At 73.4% G+C, this 22816-nt stretch carries 21 protein-coding genes; 14 read left to right on the forward strand and 7 right to left on the reverse strand.

From position 1 onward, the window contains the following. Positions 1–886: 886 nt before the first annotated feature. Together VKA29_RS28940 and VKA29_RS28945 are read right to left on the reverse strand one after the other, a co-directional pair. Positions 887–1804: a DeoR/GlpR family DNA-binding transcription regulator gene (locus VKA29_RS28940; protein WP_420718598.1), complete on the reverse strand. Its 918-nt coding sequence runs from the start codon at positions 1802–1804 to the stop codon at positions 887–889. A gap of 204 nt (positions 1805–2008) precedes the next feature. Then, entirely contained in the window at positions 2009–3457 is a 1449-nt protein-coding gene (locus VKA29_RS28945) for an NAD(P)H-quinone dehydrogenase (RefSeq protein ID WP_324788952.1), read from the reverse strand. A 189-nt stretch (positions 3458–3646) separates the two neighbouring features. Here VKA29_RS28945 and VKA29_RS28950 point away from each other — a divergent pair, with 189 nt between their 5' ends. From VKA29_RS28950 to VKA29_RS28965, 4 genes are all read left to right on the forward strand, one after another. Beyond that, positions 3647–4084 carry a gamma-glutamylcyclotransferase gene (locus VKA29_RS28950; RefSeq protein WP_324788953.1) on the forward strand — a complete coding sequence of 146 codons (438 nt, stop codon included), beginning with the start codon at positions 3647–3649 and terminating at the stop codon, positions 4082–4084. Between the two features lie 251 nt (positions 4085–4335). Continuing rightward, positions 4336–5160 carry a purine-nucleoside phosphorylase gene (locus VKA29_RS28955; RefSeq protein ID WP_324788954.1) on the forward strand — a complete coding sequence of 275 codons (825 nt, stop codon included), beginning with the start codon at positions 4336–4338 and terminating at the stop codon, positions 5158–5160. A gap of 90 nt (positions 5161–5250) precedes the next feature. Then, positions 5251–6882 carry a phospho-sugar mutase gene (locus VKA29_RS28960; protein WP_324788955.1) on the forward strand — a complete coding sequence of 544 codons (1632 nt, stop codon included), beginning with the start codon at positions 5251–5253 and terminating at the stop codon, positions 6880–6882. 543 nt (positions 6883–7425) lie between these two features. Beyond that, positions 7426–8616: a hypothetical protein gene (locus VKA29_RS28965; protein WP_420718586.1), complete on the forward strand. Its 1191-nt coding sequence runs from the start codon at positions 7426–7428 to the stop codon at positions 8614–8616. 43 nt (positions 8617–8659) lie between these two features. Here the strand turns inward: VKA29_RS28965 and VKA29_RS28970 are convergent, their stop codons facing one another. Next, on the reverse strand, positions 8660–9370 hold the full coding sequence (locus VKA29_RS28970; RefSeq protein ID WP_324788956.1) for a PH domain-containing protein: 711 nt from the start codon (positions 9368–9370) through the stop codon (positions 8660–8662). A gap of 345 nt (positions 9371–9715) precedes the next feature. Between VKA29_RS28970 and deoC the strand changes: the two genes are divergently transcribed. From deoC to VKA29_RS28985, 3 genes are read left to right on the forward strand one after another with little or no spacing between them, the layout of a single operon-like run. Beyond that, positions 9716–10714, forward strand: coding sequence for a deoxyribose-phosphate aldolase (deoC, locus tag VKA29_RS28975; protein ID WP_324789242.1), 999 nt, complete (start codon positions 9716–9718; stop codon positions 10712–10714). Between the two features lie 12 nt (positions 10715–10726). Beyond that, the gene (locus VKA29_RS28980; protein ID WP_324789243.1) at positions 10727–12172 is read left to right on the forward strand and encodes an aldehyde dehydrogenase family protein; all 1446 of its coding nucleotides are present in this window, start codon (positions 10727–10729) and stop codon (positions 12170–12172) included. Next, positions 12165–13070, forward strand: a complete 906-nt coding sequence (locus VKA29_RS28985; protein WP_324788957.1) for an aldehyde dehydrogenase family protein — start codon at positions 12165–12167, stop codon at positions 13068–13070. The genes VKA29_RS28980 and VKA29_RS28985 overlap by 8 nt, the downstream gene beginning before the upstream one ends. A gap of 111 nt (positions 13071–13181) precedes the next feature. On the opposite strand, the gene VKA29_RS28990 is transcribed toward VKA29_RS28985, so the two are convergent. Further along, the gene (locus VKA29_RS28990) at positions 13182–13586 is read right to left on the reverse strand and encodes a hypothetical protein (RefSeq protein WP_324788958.1); all 405 of its coding nucleotides are present in this window, start codon (positions 13584–13586) and stop codon (positions 13182–13184) included. 148 nt (positions 13587–13734) lie between these two features. Here VKA29_RS28990 and VKA29_RS28995 point away from each other — a divergent pair, with 148 nt between their 5' ends. Continuing rightward, entirely contained in the window at positions 13735–14385 is a 651-nt protein-coding gene (locus tag VKA29_RS28995; RefSeq protein ID WP_324788959.1) for a uridine kinase, read from the forward strand. 296 nt (positions 14386–14681) lie between these two features. On the opposite strand, the gene VKA29_RS29000 is transcribed toward VKA29_RS28995, so the two are convergent. Continuing rightward, complete coding sequence (locus VKA29_RS29000; RefSeq protein ID WP_324788960.1) at positions 14682–15464, reverse strand: SigE family RNA polymerase sigma factor; 783 nt, start codon at positions 15462–15464, stop codon at positions 14682–14684. Between the two features lie 231 nt (positions 15465–15695). Between VKA29_RS29000 and afsQ1 the strand changes: the two genes are divergently transcribed. From afsQ1 to VKA29_RS29025, 5 genes are all read left to right on the forward strand, one after another. Continuing rightward, positions 15696–16373: a two-component system response regulator AfsQ1 gene (afsQ1, locus tag VKA29_RS29005; protein WP_324788961.1), complete on the forward strand. Its 678-nt coding sequence runs from the start codon at positions 15696–15698 to the stop codon at positions 16371–16373. Next, on the forward strand, positions 16370–17932 hold the full coding sequence (locus tag VKA29_RS29010; RefSeq protein WP_324788962.1) for a HAMP domain-containing sensor histidine kinase: 1563 nt from the start codon (positions 16370–16372) through the stop codon (positions 17930–17932). Before afsQ1 ends, VKA29_RS29010 begins: the two co-directional genes overlap by 4 nt. Next, complete coding sequence (locus VKA29_RS29015) at positions 17932–18534, forward strand: hypothetical protein (RefSeq protein ID WP_324788963.1); 603 nt, start codon at positions 17932–17934, stop codon at positions 18532–18534. The genes VKA29_RS29010 and VKA29_RS29015 overlap by 1 nt, the downstream gene beginning before the upstream one ends. Positions 18535–18856: 322 nt before the next feature. Beyond that, positions 18857–19408: a VanZ family protein gene (locus VKA29_RS29020; RefSeq protein ID WP_324788964.1), complete on the forward strand. Its 552-nt coding sequence runs from the start codon at positions 18857–18859 to the stop codon at positions 19406–19408. A gap of 92 nt (positions 19409–19500) precedes the next feature. Further along, positions 19501–19701: a PspC domain-containing protein gene (locus tag VKA29_RS29025; protein WP_324788965.1), complete on the forward strand. Its 201-nt coding sequence runs from the start codon at positions 19501–19503 to the stop codon at positions 19699–19701. 81 nt (positions 19702–19782) lie between these two features. Here VKA29_RS29025 and VKA29_RS29030 read toward each other — a convergent pair whose 3' ends face one another. Continuing rightward, positions 19783–20166 (reverse strand): ATP-binding protein, encoded by a 384-nt coding sequence (locus VKA29_RS29030; RefSeq protein WP_324788966.1) that lies wholly within the window; start codon positions 20164–20166, stop codon positions 19783–19785. A gap of 139 nt (positions 20167–20305) precedes the next feature. Then, on the reverse strand, positions 20306–21469 hold the full coding sequence (locus VKA29_RS29035) for an adenosine deaminase (RefSeq protein ID WP_324788967.1): 1164 nt from the start codon (positions 21467–21469) through the stop codon (positions 20306–20308). 113 nt (positions 21470–21582) lie between these two features. Between VKA29_RS29035 and VKA29_RS29040 the strand changes: the two genes are divergently transcribed. Further along, a complete protein-coding gene (locus VKA29_RS29040) occupies positions 21583–22344 on the forward strand; it encodes a prolyl oligopeptidase family serine peptidase (protein ID WP_324788968.1) in 762 nt (253 codons plus the stop codon). Positions 22345–22816: the final 472 nt, after the last annotated feature.

Raw genomic sequence — 22816 nt, forward strand, 5'->3', positions numbered from 1 at the left:
CACCGTCAAGGGCCTGTCCGCCGAGATCGGCGCCTCCGTCACCTCCGGCGCCGCCATCTGCGAGATCAAGGACTGACGTCCACAGGGGCGTCCCGCACGACAGCCTGAGGCGCCCGCCGGATCGTTCCCCGATCCGGCGGGCGCCTCCGTCGTCCCACCTACCGCACGACGGACACGGCGACCCCGCACCACACCGACGGCGGACGGGAAGCGCCACACCGACGGCGGACGGGAAGGAACGGGCCTGTGGCCCAGCGCCTGGCCCCTGTCGCCCGGCCCCGCCCGCTCAGCGCCGGGCGCGGGGCCGGCACCCGGCGGCGGGACGTCGCCGTCCCCGGGGTGAGCGCCGCCGAGCGGTGCGTGCCCCGGTGCGGGAACGTCCGCCACGTCGCCGGGATCCGGCCGGCGCACCCCGACCGGCGGCGGGAGGCCCGACGGAGGCAGGACGGGCCGGGGACGCGGACCAGACGCAGGTCTGGAGCAGAGGCGGCGGCGGACCGGCCTCGCCGGGACTCGCCTCGCGGCCCCGCGATGGGGCGCGGGCGACGCGCATCGGCACGGAGTGCGTGTGTGAGTTTCGCGGGGACCGCGGCCCGCTGGGCGCGGGCGAATCGCGCCGGCCCGAAGCAGGCCGGAACTGCCCCGAAGCGGGCGTGCCCGGATCCCGCTGATGCGGAGTCAGCGTGCCAGGACCCCACTGATCCGGCCCGCGCGCACGGATCCCACTGACCCGGCGTGAAGCGGATCGTCCCCGCGCCGCCCCGCAGGCAGCGCGAGCGAAGTCCGCAGCGACCGCGGCCCGTGACGGGGCACGGGCCGCCCCACCGGCCCGAGGTGAGCGCGGCGGTCCGCGGGCCCGGAGGGCGCCACGGCCCCCGTGGGTCGGCTACCGGCGGCGCAGGTCCGCGACGCGGCCGCGTTCCGTGCCGGGGGGCGTGTCACCGAGCACGGCCGCCGTGCGCAGGCCGTTGCCGGGGACCTGGCCGCGGCGCGGGCCGGGGAGCGACACGTCCCGGCGCGGCCGGCGTGGGGGGACCGCATCACTCCCCGAGCCCGGCGAGGCCCCGGCCACGGCGATCTGGACGCCCTGGTCGGCCAGGGCCTGCAGTTCGGTGGCCGCACGGTCGTCGTGCGGCGGCGGCTCGTCCGTCACGAGACGGGTGATCACGTCCGTCGGCACGGTCTGGAACATGGTGTCCGTGCCGAGCTTGGTGTGATCGGCGAGGACGAAGACCTCCGCGGCCGCCTGGACGAGCGCCCGGTCGACCGACGCCGACAGCATGTTGGACGTGGACAGCCCGCGCTCGGCGGTCAGACCGCTCCCGGACAGGAAGGCCCGCGACACGCGCAGCCCCTGCAAGGACTGCTCGGCGCCGCTGCCGACCAGGGCGTAGTTGGAACCGCGCAGGGTGCCGCCGGTCATCACGACCTCCACCCGGTTGGCGTGGGCCAGCGCCTGGGCCACCAGCAGGGAGTTGGTGACGACGGTCAGCCCCGGCACCCGGGCGAGCCGGCGCGCCAGCTCCTGCGTGGTGGTGCCCGCCCCGACGACGATCGCCTCGCCCTCCTCCACGAAGTTGGCGGCGAGGTCGGCGATGGCCGTCTTCTCGGCGGTCGCGAGATGTGACTTCTGCGGAAAGCCGGACTCCCGCGTGAACCCGCCCGGCAATACCGCACCGCCGTGCCGGCGGTCGAGGAGTCCTTCTGCCTCCAGCGCGCGCACGTCCCGCCGTACGGTCACTTCGGAGGTCTGGACGACGCGGGCGAGCTCACGGAGCGACACGGCCCCGTTCGCGCGCACCATTTCGAGGATCAATTGGCGACGTTCTGCAGCGAACACGAAACTGACAGTAACCCCAACGACCGTCTGCTTTCAGCAGTTTGCGCCGAATAGCAGAAGTTGTTCGCGCAGCGGGACAGCAAGTGGTATAGGGCCATGACCGCCCCGCCCATGCCGCCCGCATGTCCGGCAACCCCCAGTGACCAGCGGGAAAGCGGATCCGGCGGCTCAGATCCCGCCGCTCGTCTTGCGCGTGTGCAGCTGCCGCGCGACCTCCGCGATCGAGCCCGACAGGGAGGGGTACACGGTGAACGCGTTCGCGATCTGTTCGACCGTCAGATTGTTGTCCACGGCGATCGAGATCGGATGGATCAGTTCCGAAGCGCGCGGGGCCACCACCACGCCGCCCACGACGATCCCGGTGCCCGGCCGGCAGAAGATCTTGACGAAGCCGTCCCGGATGCCCTGCATCTTCGCCCGGGGGTTGCGCAGGAGCGGGAGCTTGACCGCCCGCGCGTCGATCTTCCCGGCGTCGACGTCGGCCTGGCTGTAGCCGACGGTGGCGATCTCGGGGTCGGTGAAGACGTTCGAGGAGACCGTCTTGAGGTTGAGCGGGGCCACCGAGTCGCCGAGGAAGTGGTACATGGCGATGCGGCCCTGCATGGCCGCGACCGAGGCGAGCGCGAAGACGCCGGTCACGTCACCGGCGGCGTACACGCCCGGCGCGGACGTGCGCGAGACCTTGTCGGTCCAGATGTGCCCGGACTCGCGCAGCCGGACGCCCGCCTCCTCCAGTCCGAGGCCCGCGCTGTTGGGGACGGCGCCGACGGCCATGAGGCAGTGCGAGCCGGTGATCACCCGCCCGTCGGCGAGGGTGACCTCGACCCGGTCGCCGACCCGCTTGGCGGCGGCGGCGCGCGAGCGGGCCATGACGTTCATGCCGCGGCGGCGGAAGACGTCCTCCAGGACGGCGGCGGCGTCCGGGTCCTCGCCGGGCAGCACCCGGTCGCGGGAGGAGACCAGGGTGACCGTGGAGCCGAGGGCCTGGTAGGCGCCGGCGAACTCGGCGCCGGTGACACCGGAGCCGACCACGATGAGCTCCTCGGGCAGCTCGGTCAGGTCGTACACCTGGGTCCAGTTGAGGATGCGCTCGCCGTCGGGCCGGGCGTCGGGCAGCTCGCGCGGGTGACCGCCGGTGGCGATGAGCACGGCGTCGGCGGTGAGGGTCTCCTCGGTGCCGTCGGCCGCGGTGACCACGACCTTGCGGGAGCCGTCGAGGGCCTGCATGCCCTCCAGCCGGCCGCGGCCGCGCAGGACCCGGGCGCCGGCCCGGGTGACGGAGGCGGTGATGTCGTGCGACTGCGCGAGGGCGAGCCGCTTGACCCGCCGGTTGACCTTGCCGAGGTCGACCCCGACGACCCGGGCCGCCTGCTCCAGGGGCGGGGTGTCGTCGGCGACGATGATGCCGAGCTCCTCGTAGGAGGAGTCGAAGGTGGTCATCACCTCGGCCGTGGCGATGAGGGTCTTCGAGGGCACGCAGTCGGTCAGCACCGACGCACCGCCCAGGCCGTCGCAGTCGACGACGGTCACCTCCGCGCCGAGTTGCGCGGCCACCAGCGCCGCTTCGTATCCGCCGGGTCCGCCACCGATGATCACGATCCGAGTCACGTACTCCATTGTCCCGCACGGCGGGAGATGCTCCCGCCCGGGGCGGCGGGAGGCCGTGCCGCGCAGGTGGCGGGTCCCGCAGAGGGGTTGCTGTCGCCCCGGGGAGGTCGTGTCGCCGAGGGGCTGCTGTTGCCCCGGGGAGGTCGTGTCGCCCCGGGGACGCCGGGGGCGGGCGGGCCGCTGCCGTACCCTTCACGCATGTCGCTCTACGCCGCGTACGCCGGCAACCTCGACGCGCGGCTGATGACCCGCCGTGCCCCGCACTCGCCGCTGCGCGCCACCGGCTGGCTGAACGGGTGGCGGCTGACCTTCGGGGGCGAGCACATGGGCTGGGAGGGTGCGCTGGCGACGATCGCCGAGGCGCCGGGCTCCCAGGTCTTCGTCGCGCTGTACGACGTCGCGCCGCTCGACGAGGAGTCCATGGACCGCTGGGAGGGCGTCGGGCTCGGCATCTACCGCCGGATGCGGGTGCGGGTGCACACACTCGAAGGCGAGGAGGCGGCCTGGGTGTACGTCCTCAACGGCTACGAGGGCGGCCTGCCCTCGGCCCGCTACCTCGGCGAGATCGCCGACGCCGCGGAGTCGGCCGGCGCTCCGTACGACTATGTGATGGAGCTGCGCAAGCGCCCCTGCTGAGCCCCTGCGGAACTCGCCGCCGAGCCCCTGCCCAGCCCTCCTCCGCTGAGCTCCCCGCCGAGCACGGCCGGGCGAAGACATCACGAAGGCAGGGCGAAGGCAGCGCGAAGGCAGCGCGAACGTTCCGTCCGCAGCGGGCGCAGAACATCCCGTTGTGTGACGCCGTTCGTTGAAAACGACAAGACAACGATCGCCAACGCGTCGCGCCAACCATCTACGCGCGTAGGCCCTGAGCGGTTACCCTCATCGGCGTGAACGCATCTCTTCTTCCGGACGACATCCAGGGCGACCCCCACGCGGCCGCCGACGCCGCCGCCGCGCGACTGCGCGAACTCACCGGCGCCGAGACCCACGACGTCGCCCTCGTGATGGGCTCCGGCTGGGCGCCGGCCGTGGACGCCCTCGGCGCCCCCGACGCCGAGTTCCCGGTGACCGACCTGCCCGGCTTCCCGGCGCCGGCGGTGGAGGGACACGGCGGCACCGTCCGCTCGTACCGGACCGGCGACAAGCGCGCCCTGGTCTTCCTCGGGCGGACGCATTACTACGAGGGCCGCGGTGTCGCCGCGGTCGCGCACGGGGTGCGCACGGCCGTGGCGGCCGGCTGCAAGACCGTCGTCCTCACCAACGGCTGCGGAGGCCTGCGCGAGGGCATGCGCCCCGGCCAGCCGGTCCTGATCAGCGACCACATCAACCTCACCGCCACCTCCCCCATCGTCGGCGCGAACTTCGTCGACCTGACGGACCTGTACTCGCCGCGGCTGCGCGCGCTGTGCAAGGAGATCGACCCGAGCCTGGAGGAGGGCGTCTACGCCCAGTTCCCCGGCCCGCACTACGAGACCCCGGCCGAGATCCGGATGGCCCGGGTCATCGGCGCGGACCTGGTGGGCATGTCGACGGTGCTCGAGGCGATCGCGGCGCGTGAGGCGGGGGCCGAGGTGCTGGGCATCTCCCTGGTGACCAACCTCGCGGCGGGCATGACGGGGGAGCCGCTGAACCACGAGGAGGTCCTGCAGGCCGGGCGGGACAGCGCGGCGCGGATGGGCGCGCTGCTGGCGCAGGTGCTCGGCCGGCTCTGACAGCTCCCGGCACTCGCTGGAGTGGACCGGAGTGGACAATGCGTGACCGGCCGTGACCGGCATCGACAAGCAACCGGAGGTTGACCCGACGTGCACGACGAACTCTTCGCCCGGGCCCGGACCTGGCTCGCCGAGGATCCCGACCCGGACACCCGCGAGGAGCTGGGCAAGCTCCTCGAGGCCGGTGACGTGACGGAACTGTCGGCCCGCTTCAGCGGCACCCTCCAGTTCGGCACCGCGGGCCTGCGCGGCGAACTCGGCGCCGGTCCCCTGCGCATGAACCGCGCGGTCGTCATCCGCGCGGCCGCCGGCCTCGCGGCGTACCTGAAGAAGAAGGGCGACACCGGCGGCCTCGTCGTCATCGGCTACGACGCCCGGCACAAGTCCGCCGACTTCGCCCGCGACACGGCCGCGGTCGTGACCGGAGCGGGGCTGCGCGCCGCCGTGCTCCCCCGCCCGCTGCCGACCCCGGTGCTCGCCTTCGCCATCCGGCACCTCGGCGCGGTCGCCGGCGTGGAGGTCACCGCCAGCCACAACCCGCCCCGGGACAACGGCTACAAGGTCTACCTCGGCGACGGCTCGCAGATCGTCCCGCCGGCCGACGCGGAGATCGCCGCCGAGATCGCCGCGATCGCCTCCCTGCACGACGTCCCGCGCCCGGAGTCCGGCTGGCAGACCCTGGACGACTCCGTCCTGGACGCCTACCTCGCCCGCACGGACGCCGTCCTCGCCGACGGCTCCCCGCGCACCGCCCGCACCGTCTACACGGCGATGCACGGTGTGGGCAAGGACGTGCTGCTGGCGGCGTTCGCCCGTGCCGGGTTCCCGGAGCCCGTCCTCGTCGCCGAGCAGGCCGAGCCCGACCCGGACTTCCCGACCGTGGCCTTCCCCAACCCGGAAGAGCCCGGCGCCATGGACCTGGCCTTCGCGCGGGCCCGCGAGACGGACCCCGATCTGATCGTCGCCAACGACCCGGACGCCGACCGCCTGGCGGTGGCCGTCAAGGACGGCGGCGAGTGGCGGATGCTGCGCGGCGACGAGGTGGGCGCGCTCCTCGCCGCCCACCTGGTGCGCAGCGGGGCGCGGGGCACCCTCGCCGAGTCCATCGTCTCCTCCTCCCTCCTCGGCCGGATCGCCGGGCGGGCCGGCCTGCCGTACGAGGAGACCCTCACCGGTTTCAAGTGGATCTCCCGCGTCGAGGGCCTGCGCTACGGCTACGAGGAGGCGCTCGGCTACTGCGTCGACCCCGACGGCGTGCGCGACAAGGACGGCATCACCGCCGCCCTGCTGATCACCGAACTGGCCTCCGTCCTCAAGGAGCAGGGCCGCACGCTGCCCGACCTGCTCGACGACCTCGCCGTGGAGCACGGGCTGCACGCCACAGACCAGCTCTCGGTGCGCGTCGAGGACCTGTCGCTCATCGCCGACGCGATGCGGCGCCTGCGCGAGCGGCCCCCGGCCGAGCTCGCGGGCCTGACCGTCACGAAGGCCGAGGACCTCACGCGGGGCACGGACCGGCTGCCGCCGACGGACGGGCTGCGCTACACCCTCGACGGGGCCCGCGTCGTCGTCCGCCCGAGCGGCACCGAGCCGAAGCTGAAGTGCTACCTGGAGGTCGTCGTCCCCGTCTCCGCGCACGCCGACCTGCCCGCGGCCCGCGCCAGGGCGGCCGGCCTGCTGGCGGACATCCGGCGGGACCTGTCGGCGGCGGCCGGCATCTGACCCGTATCCGGACTCCGGGCCGCACCCGCCCTACGGGCCGCACCTGGACTCCGGACCGTACGCGGACTCCGGACCGCATCCGGAGTTGGACCCGCATCCGGACTCCGGGCCGTACGCGGACTTGGGCCGACGCGGACTCCAGGCCGTACGCGGACTTGGGCCGTACGCGGACTTGGGCCGACGCGGACTCCGGGCCGTACGCGGACTTGGGCCGACGCGGACTCCGGGCCGTACGCGGACTCCGGACCGCATCGGAGTCAGGCCCGCATCCGGCGTCCGGGCCGTGTCCGGACCCCGGGCCGCGCCTGGCTCCGGTACGGGCCGGGGTCCGTGCCCGGATTCCGGCCCGTGCCGGGCCCCGGGCCGCACCCGACCGGGCGGCCTTCGGCCCGCACCCGACGGGGTGCCCCCCTTTGCGCCGTCCGGGGGGCACCCCGTCGGGTGGTTTTCCCCGGTCTGTTGACCCGGGCTCCACGCTCCGGACCGGCCGCCGGGCAACGGTGGAGCGGAAACGCACCGCCGAGCCAGCCTGGAGCCGCCGCCGTGTCCACGACCGCATTCCGGCCGACACCCCGAGCGACCGCATCCCCGGGCTCCCCGCCCCCGCAGGCGCCGCCGCCGTCCCGGCCGCGCGCGGCGCTGCGCCGGGCGGCCCCGGCCCTGCTCGCCTACCTCGCCGTGCGGTTGGCGGGCCTGGCCGTGCTGGCCCTGTGGGCCCACCGCCGGCACCACGGCGTCTGGCCGGTGCTGGCGCTGCACTGGGACGCCGACTGGTACCTCGGCATCGCCGACCACGGCTACGCCCATGAGCTCGGCACCGCGTACAACGCCAACAACCTGGCCTTCTTCCCGCTGTACCCGTACCTGGTGAAGGCGGTCGCGGTGCTCACCCCCGGCAGCCGCGCCTCCACCGGCCTGGGCATCGCGGTCCTGGCGTCACTGACCGCCGCCTGGGGCGTGTTCGCGGTCGGCGACCGGCTGCACGGCCACCGGACCGGCGTACTGCTCACCGTCCTGTGGGCAGCCCTCCCGGTCGGCCTGGTGCAGTGGATGGGCTACACCGAGTCCCTCTTCACGGCGTTCGCCGCGTGGGCGCTGTACGCGGTGCTCATCGACCGTCCGCTCACCGCGGCCTGGCTGGCGAGCCTGGCGGGCCTGACCCGGCCGACCGGTGTCGCGGTGGCGGCCGCCGTCGCCGGGTGGGCGCTGCTCGCCGTACGCCGCCGCCCGTTCGACGCCCGCCTGCTCGCGGCCGCCGTCCTGGCGCCGCTGGGCTGGTGCGGGTACGTCGGCTGGGTGGGCCGGCGGCTGGGCCGCTGGGACGGCTACTTCGCCGTGCAACGGCTGTGGCGCAACGAGCTGGACGGCGGCCGGGAGACGGTGCGCCGGATCCGGGAGATGCTGGCCTCGGACCCGCGGCCGCACCTGTTCCTGGTGATGGTGACGGGCACGCTGATCGCGTCGGTGGTGCTGTTCGCCCTGTCGGTGGGGGACCGCCAGCCGCTGCCCCTGCTGGTGTTCACGGGCGTGCTGCTGGTGATCGTGCTGGGCAGCGGCGGCGTCTACTTCCCGCGCGCCCGCTTCCTGATGCCGGGCTTCCCGCTGCTGATGCCGCTCGCCCTGCACCTGACCCGCGCCTCCCGCAGGTACCGCGCGCTGTTCCTGACGGCGGCCGTGCTGGGCTCGGCGTACTGGGGCGCCCACATGGCCCTGCTGTGGCCGGGCGCACCCTGAGCGGCCCCACGGGCAGCACCGGGAGCGGCGGCCCCGGTCCTCGTCAGCCCGTCGCGAGCAGCACCGCCAGCAGCACCGCGCCGGCCAGCGTCGGAGCCGCGATCTCGTACGCCCAGCGCACGGTCACCTCGCCCTGGGCCGTCTCCGCCTGTCCCCGGGTCTCCAGCAGCTCGCGCAGGTCGTCCATGACCTTGTCGGTCTCGGCGCGCACGGGCGCGTCCGGAACCGCCGCGCGCCCGGACCCGCCGAACATCTGCCCGGCTCCGAACGCCCCGCCGCGGCCGGCGCGGCCACCGCGGCCCGTCTTCGCCCCGGCCCGCTCCGCCGACGCGCGGTCCTCCCGGCGGGCCGCCTTCTTGCGCGCCCGCAGGGAAACGGGGATGGCCCACAACTGGTATTTGGCGCCGGACTCGGCGACCACCTCGTTGGAGTAGCCGGAGCGCAGCGAGGCGATCTGCCCCCACGGCAGCACGACGACGCGCAGGGGGTTGCGGATGCGCAGCCGGTCCTCGTCGGCGTAGACGGCGGGGCGCAGGCTGAAGGCGACGACCGGCGGCACGACCAGGAGCAGCGAGGCCAGCGCCAGCCAGGGGGTGCGCCCGTGTCCGGCGACGATCGCGTCGATGCCGAGCCAGACGACGATGGCGAGCAGCAGGACACCGCTCGCGATGCCGGCGGGCGACCGGTAGACGCGGTCCCTGTGCTGGGCTGCCGGGGGCTGCGGTGCTGATGACTGGGGCTCGGGGGTCGTCATGGTGCCGATTGTGCCGCACGCACGTGCGGACCGGCCGGTCACCCGGCCACCGCCCGCTGCCACCGGCCTCCCACCACGCCGCCCGGCCCCCACCCGCACCCGCACCCCCACCCGCCAGGCCGCCGCCCGTATCCGCCCGGCCGCAGTCCGCGCCACCGCGCCACCGGGCCACCGCGCCACCGCGTCACCGCGTCACCGGGTCAACGCGCCACCACCCGACCCCGCCCACCCGCTGCCGCCGCACCCGCCGTCCGCACCCGCCTTCCGCACCCGCCCGGCCCCGCAGTCGCCGGTTCTCCCGGGGTGTACAGCCGCTACGCGCGTAGATATGCTCGTCTGGTGACCATGCCCATCAACGCACCCTCCGCCACCGCCGAACGCGTGGGAGGCGTCCCCGGCGCCCAGGCCCACGCCCTCGCGGACGTCACCGCGTCCGACGGCGCGCTGCGCCGTTTCCTGCACGGGCTGCCCGGCGTCGACGCGGTCGGCCTCGAGGCGCGCGCCGCCTCGCTCGGCACCCGTTCCATCAAGACGACCGCGAAGGCCTACGCCATCGACCTCGCCATCTCGATGGTCGACCTGACGACCCTGGAAGGCGCGGACACCCCGGGCAAGGTCCGGGCGCTCGGCGCCAAGGCGGTCCACCCCGACCCGACGGACCCCGCCACGCCCGCGACGGCGGCGGTGTGCGTCTACCCCGACATGGTGGCCGTCGCCAAGGAGGCCGTCGCCGGCTCCTCGGTGAAGGTCGCGTCGGTCGCCACCGCCTTCCCGGCGGGCCGCGCCGCGCTGTCCGTGAAGCTGGCGGACGTGCGGGAGGCCGTGTCCGCGGGCGCCGACGAGATCGACATGGTCATCGACCGGGGGGCGTTCCTCGCGGGGCACTATGTGAAGGTGTACGACGAGATCACCGCGGTGAAGGAGGCCTGCGGCGCGCACGCCCGCCTGAAGGTCATCTTCGAGACCGGCGAGCTGTCGACGTACGACAACATCCGCCGCGCCTCCTGGCTCGGCATGCTGGCGGGCGCGGACTTCATCAAGACGTCCACCGGCAAGGTGGCGGTGAACGCCACGCCCGCGAACACGCTCCTGATGCTGGAGGCGGTCCGCGACTTCCGTGCGCAGACCGGCGTCCAGGTCGGGGTGAAGCCGGCCGGCGGCATCCGTACCAGCAAGGACGCGATCAAGTTCCTGGTGCTGGTCAACGAGACCGTCGGCGGGGACTGGCTGGACAACCACTGGTTCCGCTTCGGCGCCTCCTCGCTGCTGAACGACCTGTTGATGCAGCGTCAGAAGCTGGCCACCGGACGCTACTCCGGCCCCGACTACGTGACGGTGGACTGAGACACCATGGACATGGAATTGCAGACGTCGGCATTCACCTACGCACCGGCTCCCGAGTCCCGCGCGATCGTGGACATCGCGCCCTCCTACGGCCTCTTCATCGACGGCGAGTTCGCCGAGGCGGCCGACGGCAGGGTCTTCAAGACGGTCTCCCCCAGCACGGAGGAGGTGCTGTCGGAGGTCGCGCAGGCCGGTGAGGCGGACGTCGACCGCGCGGTGAAGGCCGCCCGCAGGGCGTTCGAGAAGTGGTCGGCACTGCCCGGCTCCGAGCGCGCCAAGTACCTGTTCCGCATCGCCCGGATCATCCAGGAGCGCAGCCGCGAGCTGGCGGTGCTGGAGACGCTGGACAACGGCAAGCCGATCCGGGAGACCCGCGACACCGACCTGCCCCTGGTCGCGGCGCACTTCTTCTACCACGCGGGCTGGGCCGACAAGCTGGAGCACGCCGGTTTCGGCCCGTCCCCGAAGCCGCTGGGCGTGGCCGGCCAGGTCATCCCCTGGAACTTCCCGCTGCTGATGCTGGCGTGGAAGGTCGCCCCGGCGCTGGCGACCGGCAACACGGTCGTCCTGAAGCCGGCCGAGACCACGCCGTTGAGCGCCCTGTTCTTCGCGGACGTCTGCCGCCAGGCGGGCCTGCCGAAGGGCGTCGTCAACATCCTTCCCGGGTACGGCGACACGGGCGCCGCGCTGGTCGCCCACCCGGACGTGGACAAGGTCGCCTTCACCGGCTCCACGCCCGTCGGCAAGGAGATCGCGCGGGCCGTCGCGGGCACCCGCAAGAAGCTCACCCTGGAACTGGGCGGCAAGGGCGCCAACATCGTGTTCGACGACGCCCCGGTCGACCAGGCCGTCGAGGGCATCGTCACCGGCATCTTCTTCAACCAGGGCCAGGTGTGTTGCGCGGGCTCGCGGCTGCTGGTCCAGGAGTCGATCCGGGACGAGCTGCTGGACTCCCTCAAGCGCCGCCTGTCGACGCTGCGCCTGGGCGACCCGCTCGACAAGAACACGGACATCGGCGCGATCAACTCGGCCGAGCAGCTCGCCCGGATCACCTCGCTCGTCGAGCGGGGCGAGGCGGAGGGCGCCGAGCGCTGGTCGCCCGCCTGCGAACTGCCGTCGTCCGGTTACTGGTTCGCGCCGACGCTGTTCACCGACGTCACCCAGGCGCACACCGTCGCCCGCGAGGAGATCTTCGGCCCGGTGCTCTCGGTGCTGACCTTCCGCACGCCCGACGAGGCCGTCGCCAAGGCCAACAACACCCAGTACGGCCTGTCGGCGGGCATCTGGTCGGAGAAGGGCTCGCGGGTGCTCGCGGTGGCGCGGAAGCTGCGCGCGGGCGTGATCTGGTCCAACACGTTCAACAAGTTCGACCCGGCCGCGCCGTTCGGCGGCTACAAGGAGTCGGGCTTCGGCCGCGAGGGCGGCCGCCACGGCCTGGAGGCGTACCTCGATGTCTGACAAGTCCGAGACGGCCGGGCGGCTGTCCGTCTTCAAGACCTACAAGCTGTACGTGGGCGGCAAGTTCCCGCGTTCCGAGAGCGGCCGGGTGTACGAGGTGACCGACGCAAAGGGCAACTGGCTGGCCAACGCGCCGCAGTCCTCCCGCAAGGACGCCCGGGACGCGGTGGTCGCCGCGCGCAAGGCGTTCGGCGCCTGGTCCGGCGCGACGGCGTACAACCGCGGCCAGGTGCTCTACCGGATCGCGGAGATGCTGGAGGGGCGCCGGGACCAGTTCGTGCGCGAGGTCGCCGACGCCGAGGGCCTGTCGAAGTCCAAGGCGGCCGCCCAGGTGGACGCTGCGGTCGACCGCTGGGTGTGGTACGCCGGGTGGACCGACAAGATCGCGCAGGTGACCGGCGCGGCCAACCCGGTCGCGGGCCCGTTCTTCAACCTCTCCTCCCCCGAGCCGACCGGCGTGGTCGCCGTCCTCGCGCCGCAGGAGTCGTCGTTCCTGGGCCTGGTGTCGGTGGTCGCCCCGGTGATCGCCACCGGCAACACGGCGGTCGTGATCGCCTCCGAGCGGGCGCCGCTCCCGGCGCTCTCCCTGGGTGAGGTGCTGGCCACCTCCGACCTGCCCGGCGGCGTCGTCAACGTCCTCTCCGGCCGCACGGCCGAGATCGCGGCACCGCTCGCGGCCCACATGGACGTCAACGCGATCGACCTCGCGGGCGCGGACGACGTCCTCGCGAAGGAGCTGGAGACCGCGGCGGCGGACAACCTCAAGCGCGCCCTCCGTCCACAGCCTGTGGACAACTGGACGGCAACTCCGGGCACCGAGCGCATGACGGCGTTCCTGGAGACCAAGACGGTCTGGCACCCGACGGGTTCCCTGGGCGCGTCGGGCTCGTCGTACTGAGCCACCCGCGCGGGAACCGCGCCGCCCGGCCGTCCGAGGACACCACGCCCTGACGGAACACGGGAGCCGCGCCCCCCTTCGAGGGCGCGGCTCCCGTGCGTGCGTCGTGGGTCAGCCGCCCAGCAGGGTGGTCGCCTGCCCCAGTACCGGGATCGCGCCGATGGATTCCGCCTCGGCGACCGGGCGGGTCAGCGCCTGGGAGGACAGTGGGCGGAAGTCGTCGAGCTGGGTGGCGACGCCGTTGTCGAGCGGGTCGACGCCGGTGCCGGCGAGGGGGTTGGGCTTCAGGCCGGCGACCGGGCCGGTGACGTGGCCGACCGTGCCGGTCAGCGCCTGGGTCCCGGCCTGCGGGTCGGTCTCGCCGAGGGAGGCGGGCAGCGTGTGCGGCACGTCCACCACCGGCCGGGCGTCCGCCGACGCCGTCGCCGCACCCGCGCCGAGCGCCACCCCCGTCGTCGCGAGGGCGAGCAGGGCGCGCCGGACGGCCGGGCGGGAGGGGGACGCGTGTCGTGCCATGTCTGGGGCCACCTTCTGAAGCTCGACGCGATCGGGCGCGATCGGAATGTGATCGGACAGACACGCAGGGTAGTTGACGTGTGACGCTCGCTCCAAAGACGACCCGCGGGGTCGGCAAGGCGTACGGAATACGTCAAACTGGTGTCCCGTGAGCATCCAACTCCCCTCCTTCGCCCGTGTCGTGCTGCTCTGCGGTCCCTCGGGTTCGGGCAAGTCCCTCGTCGCAGCCCGCTCCGGACTGCCCGTGCTGCGCCTGGACGACTTCTACAAGGAGGGCGACGACCCGACGCTGCCGCTGGTGGCGGGGAGCTCCGACATCGACTGGGACCACCCGGACTCCTGGGACGCCGACACGGCCGTCGCCGCGATCGCCGAACTGTGCGGCACGGGCCGGACGAACGTCCCCGTCTACGACATCGCCCTCAGCGCCCGCACCGGCGAGGACACCGTCGGCATCGGGCGGACCCCGCTGTTCATAGCGGAGGGCATCTTCGCCGCCGAGATCATCGCCCGCTGCCGGGAGGCGGGACTGCTGGCCGACGCGCTGTGCCTGAGCCGCGGCCCGGTGCGCACGTTCCGCCGGCGTTTCCTGCGGGACCTGAAGGAGGGCCGCAAGTCGGTGCCGTTCCTGCTGCGCCGCGGCTGGCGGCTGCTGCGGCGGGAGCGCTCGATCATCGCCCGCCAGACCGCGTTGGGCGCACACCCCTGCGACAAGGACGAGGCCCTGGGCCGCCTCGCCGCGGCCGCCGCGGCGGACCGCCGGCCGGCGGCGCCCGCTCCCGACGCGCAGGTCGGCTGAGCGCACACGGGAGCGGGGCTGGACGGACCCCCCGGCCCTCCAGCCCCGCTTCCCCCGTTGTCCCCCGTTGTCCCCGTTGTCCCCCGTCGGGTGTCCCCGTGGTGCTCCCCCGCGCCCCCGTGGACCCCCTCGTCCTGCTCCCCCTTGATCCCCGTGTCCCCCGTGGATCAAGGGGGTGTCGCTCCCCCGTGACACGCATCCCCCGTGGCCCGTGTCCCCCGTGGCCACGGGCCGGTGCGTCCCCCGTCCCCCGATTCCCCCGTTGTCCCCCCCCGTTTCCCCGTTCCCCCCTGCCCTCAGGCGACGAGTTCGCCGAAGGCGTCCTCCTCGTCACGGCCGAAGCTGAGGACCTCGTCCTCGCGCAGCCGGCGCAGTGAGCGCCAGATGCTGGACTTGACCGTGCCGACGCTGATGTCGAGGATCTCCGCGATCTCCGGGTCGGTACGGCCCTCGTAGTAGCGCAGGACCAGCATCGTCCGCTGGAGTTCGGGCAGCCGGGCCAGCGCCTGCCACAGGACCGCGCGCAGTTCGGTGCCGCGCATCGCGTCCGTGTCGCCGGGCGTCTCCGGCAGTTCCTCGGTCGGGTACTCGTTCAGCTTGCGGCGGCGCCACGCGCTGATGTGCAGGTTCGTCATCGTGCGGCGGAGGTATCCGCCGACCGCCGCCTTGTCGCTGATCCGGTCCCACGCCCGGTACGTCGAGAACAGCGCGCTCTGCAGCAGGTCCTCGGCCTCGAAGCGGTCGCCGGTCAGGTGGTAGGCGGTTGCGTACAGGGAGGCGCGGCGCTCCTGGACGTAGGCGGTGAACGCCGCTTCGGCATCTGCGGCCTCCGACAGTGAACGACGCTCCCCCAGGTCCTCCCCGTACGCGGCTCCCCCGTGCTTCTCCCCCGTGTGTGCGTCACACACCGCGATGTAGGGCTGATGCCCTTGCTGCGCATAAGTGGTGTGCTGACGCCCAGTGCCGCCGCGAGCGCACCCCCGCCCGCTCACGGCGGCACCGGACTTCTCGGAACCCCGGGTCACGTCGTGCAGGCGCGTGACCACTGCGCTGGTGCTGGTGCTGTGCAGCGTGTTCATCTCGCGCCCCCCGTCGTGGACTTCCCGTGTTCTGCTTGCTCAGGCGGTGGTTCCTGCCTGTGACCAAAAGCTTGCCGCCGCACCTTCATCGCCGTGTCCGCCGACTGTCACAGACCTGTCACAGGGCCCGGCATCGGCGGGGACACGGCGCGGTCACAGAGAAAAGCGGTAAAGGCCCGTTACCTGTACAGGTGTCGAAAGACCGACCGTGCATGGGCCAGAATGAGCCTCGTGCCTTCCCTGTTGCTGATCGAGGACGACGACGCCATCCGGACGGCCCTGGAGCTCTCACTGACGCGCCAGGGACACCGGGTCGCCACTGCTGCCACCGGTGAGGACGGCCTGAAACTGCTGCGCGAGCAGCGGCCGGACCTCATCGTGCTGGACGTGATGCTGCCCGGCATCGACGGCTTCGAGGTGTGCCGGCGCATCCGGCGCACCGACCAGTTGCCGATCATCCTGCTGACCGCGCGCAGCGACGACATCGACGTGGTGGTCGGGCTGGAGTCCGGCGCCGACGACTACGTCGTCAAGCCCGTGCAGGGGCGGGTGCTCGACGCCCGGATCCGGGCCGTGCTGCGGCGCGGCGAGCGGGAGGCGAACGACGCGGCGGCCTTCGGCAGCCTCGTCATCGACCGCGCGGCGATGACGGTGACGAAGAACGGCGAGGACCTGCAGCTCACCCCGACCGAACTCCGGCTGCTGCTGGAGCTGAGCCGGCGGCCCGGGCAGGCGCTGTCGCGGCAGCAGTTGCTGCGGCTGGTGTGGGAGCACGACTACCTCGGCGACTCGCGGCTCGTGGACGCCTGCGTCCAGCGGCTGCGCGCCAAGGTGGAGGACGTTCCGTCGTCGCCGACGCTGATCCGTACCGTCCGTGGCGTCGGCTACCGGCTGGACGCGCCTCAGTGACGCGAGTGAACGGGGGGTTCCGCGGCTGGTCCGCGGCGCGCAAGGGAGTCTGGTCGCGGCTGCGCTTCACCAGCCTGCGGCTGCGGCTGGTGGTCGTGTTCGGTCTGGTGGCGCTGACCGCCGCCGTGTCGGCGTCCGGAATCGCGTACTGGCTCAACCGGGAGGCCGTCCTCACCCGCGCCCAGGACGCGGTGCTGCGCGACTTCCAGCAGGAGATGCAGAACCACGCTGGCGCCCTTCCCGGGCAGCCCTCGCAGGACCAACTGCAACGCACCGCAGGCCAGATGGCGGACAGCAGCCAGCGCTTCAGCGTGCTGCTGGTGGCGGAGGACACCGACGGCACGACCGTCTACGGCACCTCGGGCACCCTGAACGGCTTCTCGCTGCGGGACGTGCCCGAGTCGCTGCGCGCGGCGGTGGACAAGCAGCACACGGCCGGCTCCCGCGACAAGTACGCCTACCACCTGTACTGGCAGCGCGTGGTCGAGCACGGCACGCCGTACCTGGTGGCCGGCGCGAAGGTGATCGGCGGCGGCACGACCGGTTACATGCGCAAGTCGCTGGAGCCGGAGGCGAAGGACCTCAACTCGCTGGCCTGGTCGCTCGGCATCGCCACCGGGCTGGCCCTGATCGGTTCCGCGCTGCTCGCGCAGGCCGCCGCGACGACCGTGCTGAAGCCGGTGCACCGGCTCGGCGTGGCCGCCCGGCGCCTCGGTGAGGGCAGGCTGGACACCCGGCTGCGCGTGTCCGGCACCGACGAACTCGCCGACCTGTCGCGGACGTTCAACAACGCGGCCGAGGCGCTGGAGAAACGGGTCGCCGACATGGCCGCGCGCGACGAGGCGTCCCGCCGCTTCGTCGCGGACATGAGCCACGAACTGCGGACGCCGCTCACCGCCATCACCGCCGTGACCGAGGTGCTGGAGGAGGAACTGGAGTCGGAGGGCGGCGGCATCGACCCGATGGTCGAGCCCGCCGTGCGCCTGGTCGTCAGCGAGACCCGGCGGCTGAACGACCTGGTCGAGAACCTCATGGAGGTCACCCGGTTCGACGCGGGCACCGCCCGGCTGGTCCTGGACGACGTCGACCTCGCCGACCAGATCACCGCCTGCATAGACGCGCGGGCCTGGCTGGACGCCGTGGACCTGGACGCCGCGCGCGGCCTGCACGCCCGGCTCGACCCGCGCCGCCTCGACGTGATCCTCGCCAACCTCATCGGCAACGCCCTCAAGCACGGCGGCTCCCCGGTGCGGGTGTCCGTCCGCGAGGCGGCCGACGAGATCGTCATCGAGGTGCGCGACCACGGCCCCGGCATCCCCGAGGACGTCCTGCCGCACGTCTTCGACCGCTTCTACAAGGCGAGCGCCTCCCGGCCGCGGTCCGAGGGCAGCGGCCTGGGCCTGTCCATCGCCCTGGAGAACGCCCACATCCACGGCGGCGAGATCACCGCCGCCAACTCACCCGACGGCGGCGCGGTGTTCACGCTGCGGCTGCCGCGGGACGCCTCCTCGCTGACGGAGGAGACCGCCGAGGGCGCGGGCAGGAAGGGGGGATCCTGATGACCGTACGGCGCCTGCTGGCGCTTCCCGTGCTGGCCGTGCTGCTGTCCGGGTGCGGCATACGGGCCACCGAGGTGCCGACGGACTTCGGGCCGGCGCCCTCCCGGGTGCAGTGCTCGTCGGCCGGGCCGGACGTCTCCGCTCAGCCGTCGGGCGGGCTGGACGTCCGGGTGTTCCTGCTGTGCGGCTCGTCGCTGGTCGCCGTCGACAGGTCGGTGCGCGTCCCGGACGGCACGGCGGACGCCCGGCGGCGGGTGCTGGTGGCACAGGAACTGCTCGACGAACTCGCCGCGACGCCGTCGTCCGCCGAGCAGGCGGACGGGTACGTCACGGACGTGCGCGGCGGCATGACCGCGCGCGGGCCGCGGGCCGGCGACCCGGCGGACGCGCTGCGCCTGAGCCTCGCGCCCGGCGACCTGACCTCGGCCGCGCTCGCCCAGGTCGTGTGCACGTTCTCCGACTCGGCGGCCGCCGAGAGCGACGGCTCGGTGGTCCTCGGCGGTCCGGGCTCCGCTCCGCCGCGCCGCTACCGGTGCACCGACGAGGTCCGCTCCCGCCCGGGCACCGAGCGGCCGCCCTCCAGCACGGTGACCAACGGCTGACCGCGCGGTCCGCCCGGTCCGCGCGATTCGCCCGGTCTCCTGATCCGCCCGGTCCGCCCGGTCTCCTGATCCGCCCGGTCCGTCCGGCGGGGCCACCCGGCCCGCGCAGTCCGTCCGGCGGGCCCGGTCCGCCCGGAGCGGGCGACGGCTGAGCCGCCGCACGGTGGACGCGCGGTCCGGTCCGTTCGTCGCGGGCGGAGGACTCGGGCACTCGGGCCGACCGGCGGGTGACGGGCGCGTACGCCGGGTGTGGCGCACGCCTCGTACAGGTACCCGGGGGTAAGGCGGAACCGATCCGGCCAGGGGCCGCGTCTTGGGGGGCGTGCAGCGTCAAGGCTCCATCGGCGGCAGCGCCGCGATCCGCATGCGTGTGACAGGGGGTGTCCTCCTCGTCGCACACCTCGCGTTCGTCGCCTGGCTCACGCTGCGTCCGCTGGACGTCCCGTGGGTGATGCCCGCGAACCTCCGGCCGTTCGCCGGCATCCGTGCCGACCTGGCGCTCGGCGGGATGGAGGCCGCCCGGCGCATCGGCGCGGGCCTCGGCCTGCTGGCCCCGCTCGGCGTCCTGCTCCCGGCGGCCCACGGCAGACTGAATGCCTCCCCGCTCGGCTCCCTGCTGCGCACGGTCGCCGCCGGCGCCCTGGTCTCCCTCGGCATCACGCTCCTGCAGACCGGCGTGCCCGGCCGCGTTCCGGACGTGGACGCGCTGCTGCTGAACACCCTGGGCGTGGCGGTGGCCCACCTGGCGGTCGTCCCCGCGGGACGGTCCCGGCTGCGCCGCAGGTCCGACACCCGGCACCGCACGGCCGTCCGGCAGGAGGAGCCGACTCAGGGTCGGACCCCGACGATGCCCAGGGTCGGAATGGCTCCTTAGAGTGATGCTTTGTCCGGTTGCGGACCGTAGCGTTGAGGGCAGATGGGCAGCGAACCGGCCCACACCGACCCAGACAAAGGGGAGCGCTTACGATGACCGCCCTTGCCCGCCCCACGAACGACCGGATGATCGGCGGAGTGTGTGCTGCGCTGGCGCGGCGCTTCGGCACTTCCTCGACGACGATGCGGGTGATCTTCCTGCTGTCCTGCCTGCTGCCGGGCCCGCAGTTCCTGCTCTACATAGCGCTGTGGATCCTGCTGCCCTCGGAGGACAAGGCCCGCAGCGCCTGGTGAGCCGGAGCCGCGCGCGAACGCCGGTGGGGCGCACTCCGTGGACAACGGCTGCGCCCCACCGGTGTGTTCGGCGGCGGGCGGTCAGCCGACCGGCAGACCGTTGACCGGCAGGCCGTTGACCGGCAGGCCGTTGACGGGCAGGCCGTTGACGGGCAGCCCCTGCAGTGGCAGGCCGCCGAGGAGCCCGGAGACCGGCGCGGCGGGGCCCTGGGCGAGCACGTTCCCGACGGCAGGCCGGGCCGCGGCCAGCCCGTCGCGGGCCGCGGGCTGCGCCTGGGCCAGCGCCTGGCCGGCCGTCGGCACCGCCTTGCCCATGTTCTCCACGGGGAGGGTCTTGGTGACGCCGCCCAGGGCCTGGCCGGAGTCCGGGAGGGCCGGGGCGGCGTTCGCGGCACCCGCGCCGGCGGCGGCGAAGGCGGCACCGAGGGCGGCGACGCCGAGGGTCTTGGCGGCAGACTGCTTCATGGTGAATGCGTCCTTGAATGGGATGACGGGGATGCGAGCGGTCCACGACCGTAAACACGGCCGACCGCCCACCGCAAACACCGAAATGCGGACGGGCCGTGAATACCCGTCCGCATTCCGTGCCGCCGAGGCCCCCTGTTCAGCCTTGTTGCGCGGCAGAACCGCTGGTGGAGATGGTTTCCCGGAACAGCCATTCGGATTTCAGAGCCGCGTATCCCGGCTTGATGACGTCATTGATCATCGCCAGTCGTTCATCGAAAGGAATGAATGCTGATTTCATCGCATTGACGGTGAACCACTGGATGTCGTCGAGCGTGTAGCCGAACGCCTCGACGAGGTGCTCGAATTCGCGGCTCATGCTGGTTCCCGACATCAGCCGGTTGTCGGTGTTCACCGTGGCCCGGAAATGCAGCCGCCGCAGCAGCCCGATGGGGTGTTCGGCGTAGGAGGACGCCGCGCCGGTCTGCAGGTTGGAACTGGGGCACAGTTCGAGCGGGATGCGCTTGTCGCGCACGTAGGAGGCCAGCCGGCCGAGCCCGACCGAACCGTCGGCACGGACCTCGATGTCGTCGATGATGCGCACGCCGTGCCCGAGCCGGTCCGCGCCGCACCACTGCAGGGCCTGCCAGATGGACGGCAGCCCGAACGCCTCGCCGGCGTGGATGGTGAAGTGGTTGTTCTCGCGCTTGAGGTACTCGAAGGCGTCGAGGTGCCGGGTGGGCGGGTAGCCGGCCTCGGCGCCAGCGATGTCGAAGCCGACGACGCCCAGGTCGCGGTAGCGGTTGGCCAGTTCGGCGATCTCCAGGGCGCGGGCGGCGTGCCGCATCGCGGTGAGCAGGGCGCCGACGCGGATGCGGTGGCCGTTCTCGCGGGCGATCCGTTCCCCCTCCCGGAAGCCCTCGTTGACGGCCTCGACGACCTCTTCGAGGCTGAGCCCGCCCTCCAGGTGCTGCTCGGGGGCGTAGCGCACCTCGGCGTAGACGACGCCGTCCTCGGCGAGGTCCTCGGCGCATTCGCGGGCCACCCGCACCAGCGCGTCCCGCGTCTGCATCACGCCGACGGTGTGGGAGAAGGTCTCCAGGTACCGCTCCAGCGAACCGGAGTCGGCGGCCTCGCGGAACCAGACGCCGAGCTTGTCGGGATCGGTCTCGGGGAGCTGGGTGTACCCGTGCTCGCGGGCGAGGTCCGCGACGGTGCCGGGGCGGAGGCCGCCGTCGAGGTGATCGTGCAGCAGAACCTTGGGTGCCCGGCGGATCTGGTCGGAGCTCGGGGTGTTCCCACTCTGGACAGTCTGGCTCGTCATTGGCGCACTCTAACTCCTACGCGCGTAGATCACAGGGTGTACATCTGCGCCGATACGTAACGGTGACCCCACCGAAGGGTGGCGTACACCAGGCCTTCTGACACTGTTCTGTCATGGCACACCAAGCGACGCCGGTGCGGCGGGCCCGGCTGGGGAGAGCGCTCGGCCCGGAGCCGACGGCCGTGAGCGGGGCGGTACTGCTGCTCCCCAGCGGCGATGAGGCATCCGAGCGCAGGCCGTCTCCCATGTGGGCGACCGCCTCCATGCGGGCGCTCGGCCGCAGGCTGGCGCGGGCCGGCCGGGACGAGGGCCTGGCCACGCATGTCGTGCACTACCGCTACCGCGGCTGGAACGGCAGCGAGGCCCATCTGGCCCAGGACGCGTCCTGGGCCGCCGACGAGATCGTCCGGCGCTACGGCGACGTCCCGGTCTGCCTCGTCGGCGTCGGCATGGGCGGCCGGGCCGCGCTGCGGGCGGCCGGACACGAGGCCGTCAGCTCGGTCCTGGCGATCGCCCCCTGGCTGCCGGAGGAGGACGTGGCGGCGTCGCCGGAGCCGGTGAAGCAGCTCGCGGGGCGGCGCGTGCTGATCGTGCACGGCACGAACGACGAGCGGACCGATCCGGAGCTGTCGTTCCGGCTGGCGGCCCGCGCGAAGAAGGCGAACCGGGACGTGTGCCGGTTCGAAGTGCACTCCGACGGCCACGGGCTGCACCAGTACCGCAGTGAAGTGCACGCGCTGGCGGAGGACTTCGTGATGGGGGCACTGTTCGGGCGGGCGTTCTCCCGGCCGGTGGTGGACGCGTTCGCGGCTCCGCCGCCGCTGGGACTGCGGATGCCGCTGGCCGCGGGCTTCGGCAAGTCACTGCGCCGGTAAGACCCGCCCCGGGCCGCGCCGAGCACCGACCTGGGCACCACCCCGTGCACCGACCCGTGCACCGACCCGGGCCAGGGGCCCGGGTGGCGGGCCCGGTGGCGGGTCCAGTGGCGGGTCCAGTGGGGGCCCGGTGGCGGGCCCGAGCAACGGCCCGGCCAACGGGCGCGGACGACGAGCCGATTGACGGGCCTGGACGGCGGACCGAGTGACAGATCCGGACGACCGCTCGGACGACAGGCCCGGCGCGGACCGAGCAACGCGCCCGGCCAACCGGTCGATTGACGAACGCAGACGACCAGGCCGAATGGCGGGCCCGGACGACCGCCCGGATGACAGGCCCGGCGCGGAACGAGCAACGCGCCCGGACAACCGGCCGATTGACGAACCCGACGTCCGGACCGAATGGCAGGCCCGGACGACCACTCGGACGACAGGCCCAGGCAGGACCGAACAACGCACCCCGACAACCACA

This window comes from Streptomyces sp. H51 (assembly GCF_035656535.1).
GTDB lineage: Bacteria > Actinomycetota > Actinomycetes > Streptomycetales > Streptomycetaceae > Streptomyces.

Bases quoted from the DNA above. Each gene is read 5' to 3' on its own strand.
- VKA29_RS29030 (WP_324788966.1), bottom strand. From the start codon at position 20,166: ATGAAGCAGTCTGCCGCCAAGACCCTCGGCGTCGCCGCCCTCGGTGCC.
- VKA29_RS29000 (WP_324788960.1), bottom strand. From the start codon at position 15,464: ATGAACACGCTGCACAGCACCAGCACCAGCGCAGTGGTCACGCGCCTG.
- VKA29_RS28950 (WP_324788953.1), top strand. From the start codon at position 3,647: ATGTCGCTCTACGCCGCGTACGCCGGCAACCTCGACGCGCGGCTGATG.
- VKA29_RS28970 (WP_324788956.1), bottom strand. From the start codon at position 9,370: ATGACGACCCCCGAGCCCCAGTCATCAGCACCGCAGCCCCCGGCAGCC.
- VKA29_RS29040 (WP_324788968.1), top strand. From the start codon at position 21,583: ATGGCACACCAAGCGACGCCGGTGCGGCGGGCCCGGCTGGGGAGAGCG.
- VKA29_RS28990 (WP_324788958.1), bottom strand. From the start codon at position 13,586: ATGGCACGACACGCGTCCCCCTCCCGCCCGGCCGTCCGGCGCGCCCTG.
- deoC (WP_324789242.1), top strand. From the start codon at position 9,716: ATGCCCATCAACGCACCCTCCGCCACCGCCGAACGCGTGGGAGGCGTC.
- VKA29_RS29025 (WP_324788965.1), top strand. From the start codon at position 19,501: ATGACCGCCCTTGCCCGCCCCACGAACGACCGGATGATCGGCGGAGTG.
- VKA29_RS28945 (WP_324788952.1), bottom strand. From the start codon at position 3,457: ATGGAGTACGTGACTCGGATCGTGATCATCGGTGGCGGACCCGGCGGA.
- VKA29_RS29035 (WP_324788967.1), bottom strand. From the start codon at position 21,469: ATGACGAGCCAGACTGTCCAGAGTGGGAACACCCCGAGCTCCGACCAG.
- VKA29_RS28985 (WP_324788957.1), top strand. From the start codon at position 12,165: ATGTCTGACAAGTCCGAGACGGCCGGGCGGCTGTCCGTCTTCAAGACC.
- VKA29_RS29015 (WP_324788963.1), top strand. From the start codon at position 17,932: ATGACCGTACGGCGCCTGCTGGCGCTTCCCGTGCTGGCCGTGCTGCTG.
- VKA29_RS28980 (WP_324789243.1), top strand. From the start codon at position 10,727: ATGGAATTGCAGACGTCGGCATTCACCTACGCACCGGCTCCCGAGTCC.
- VKA29_RS28940 (WP_420718598.1), bottom strand. From the start codon at position 1,804: ATGGTGCGCGCGAACGGGGCCGTGTCGCTCCGTGAGCTCGCCCGCGTC.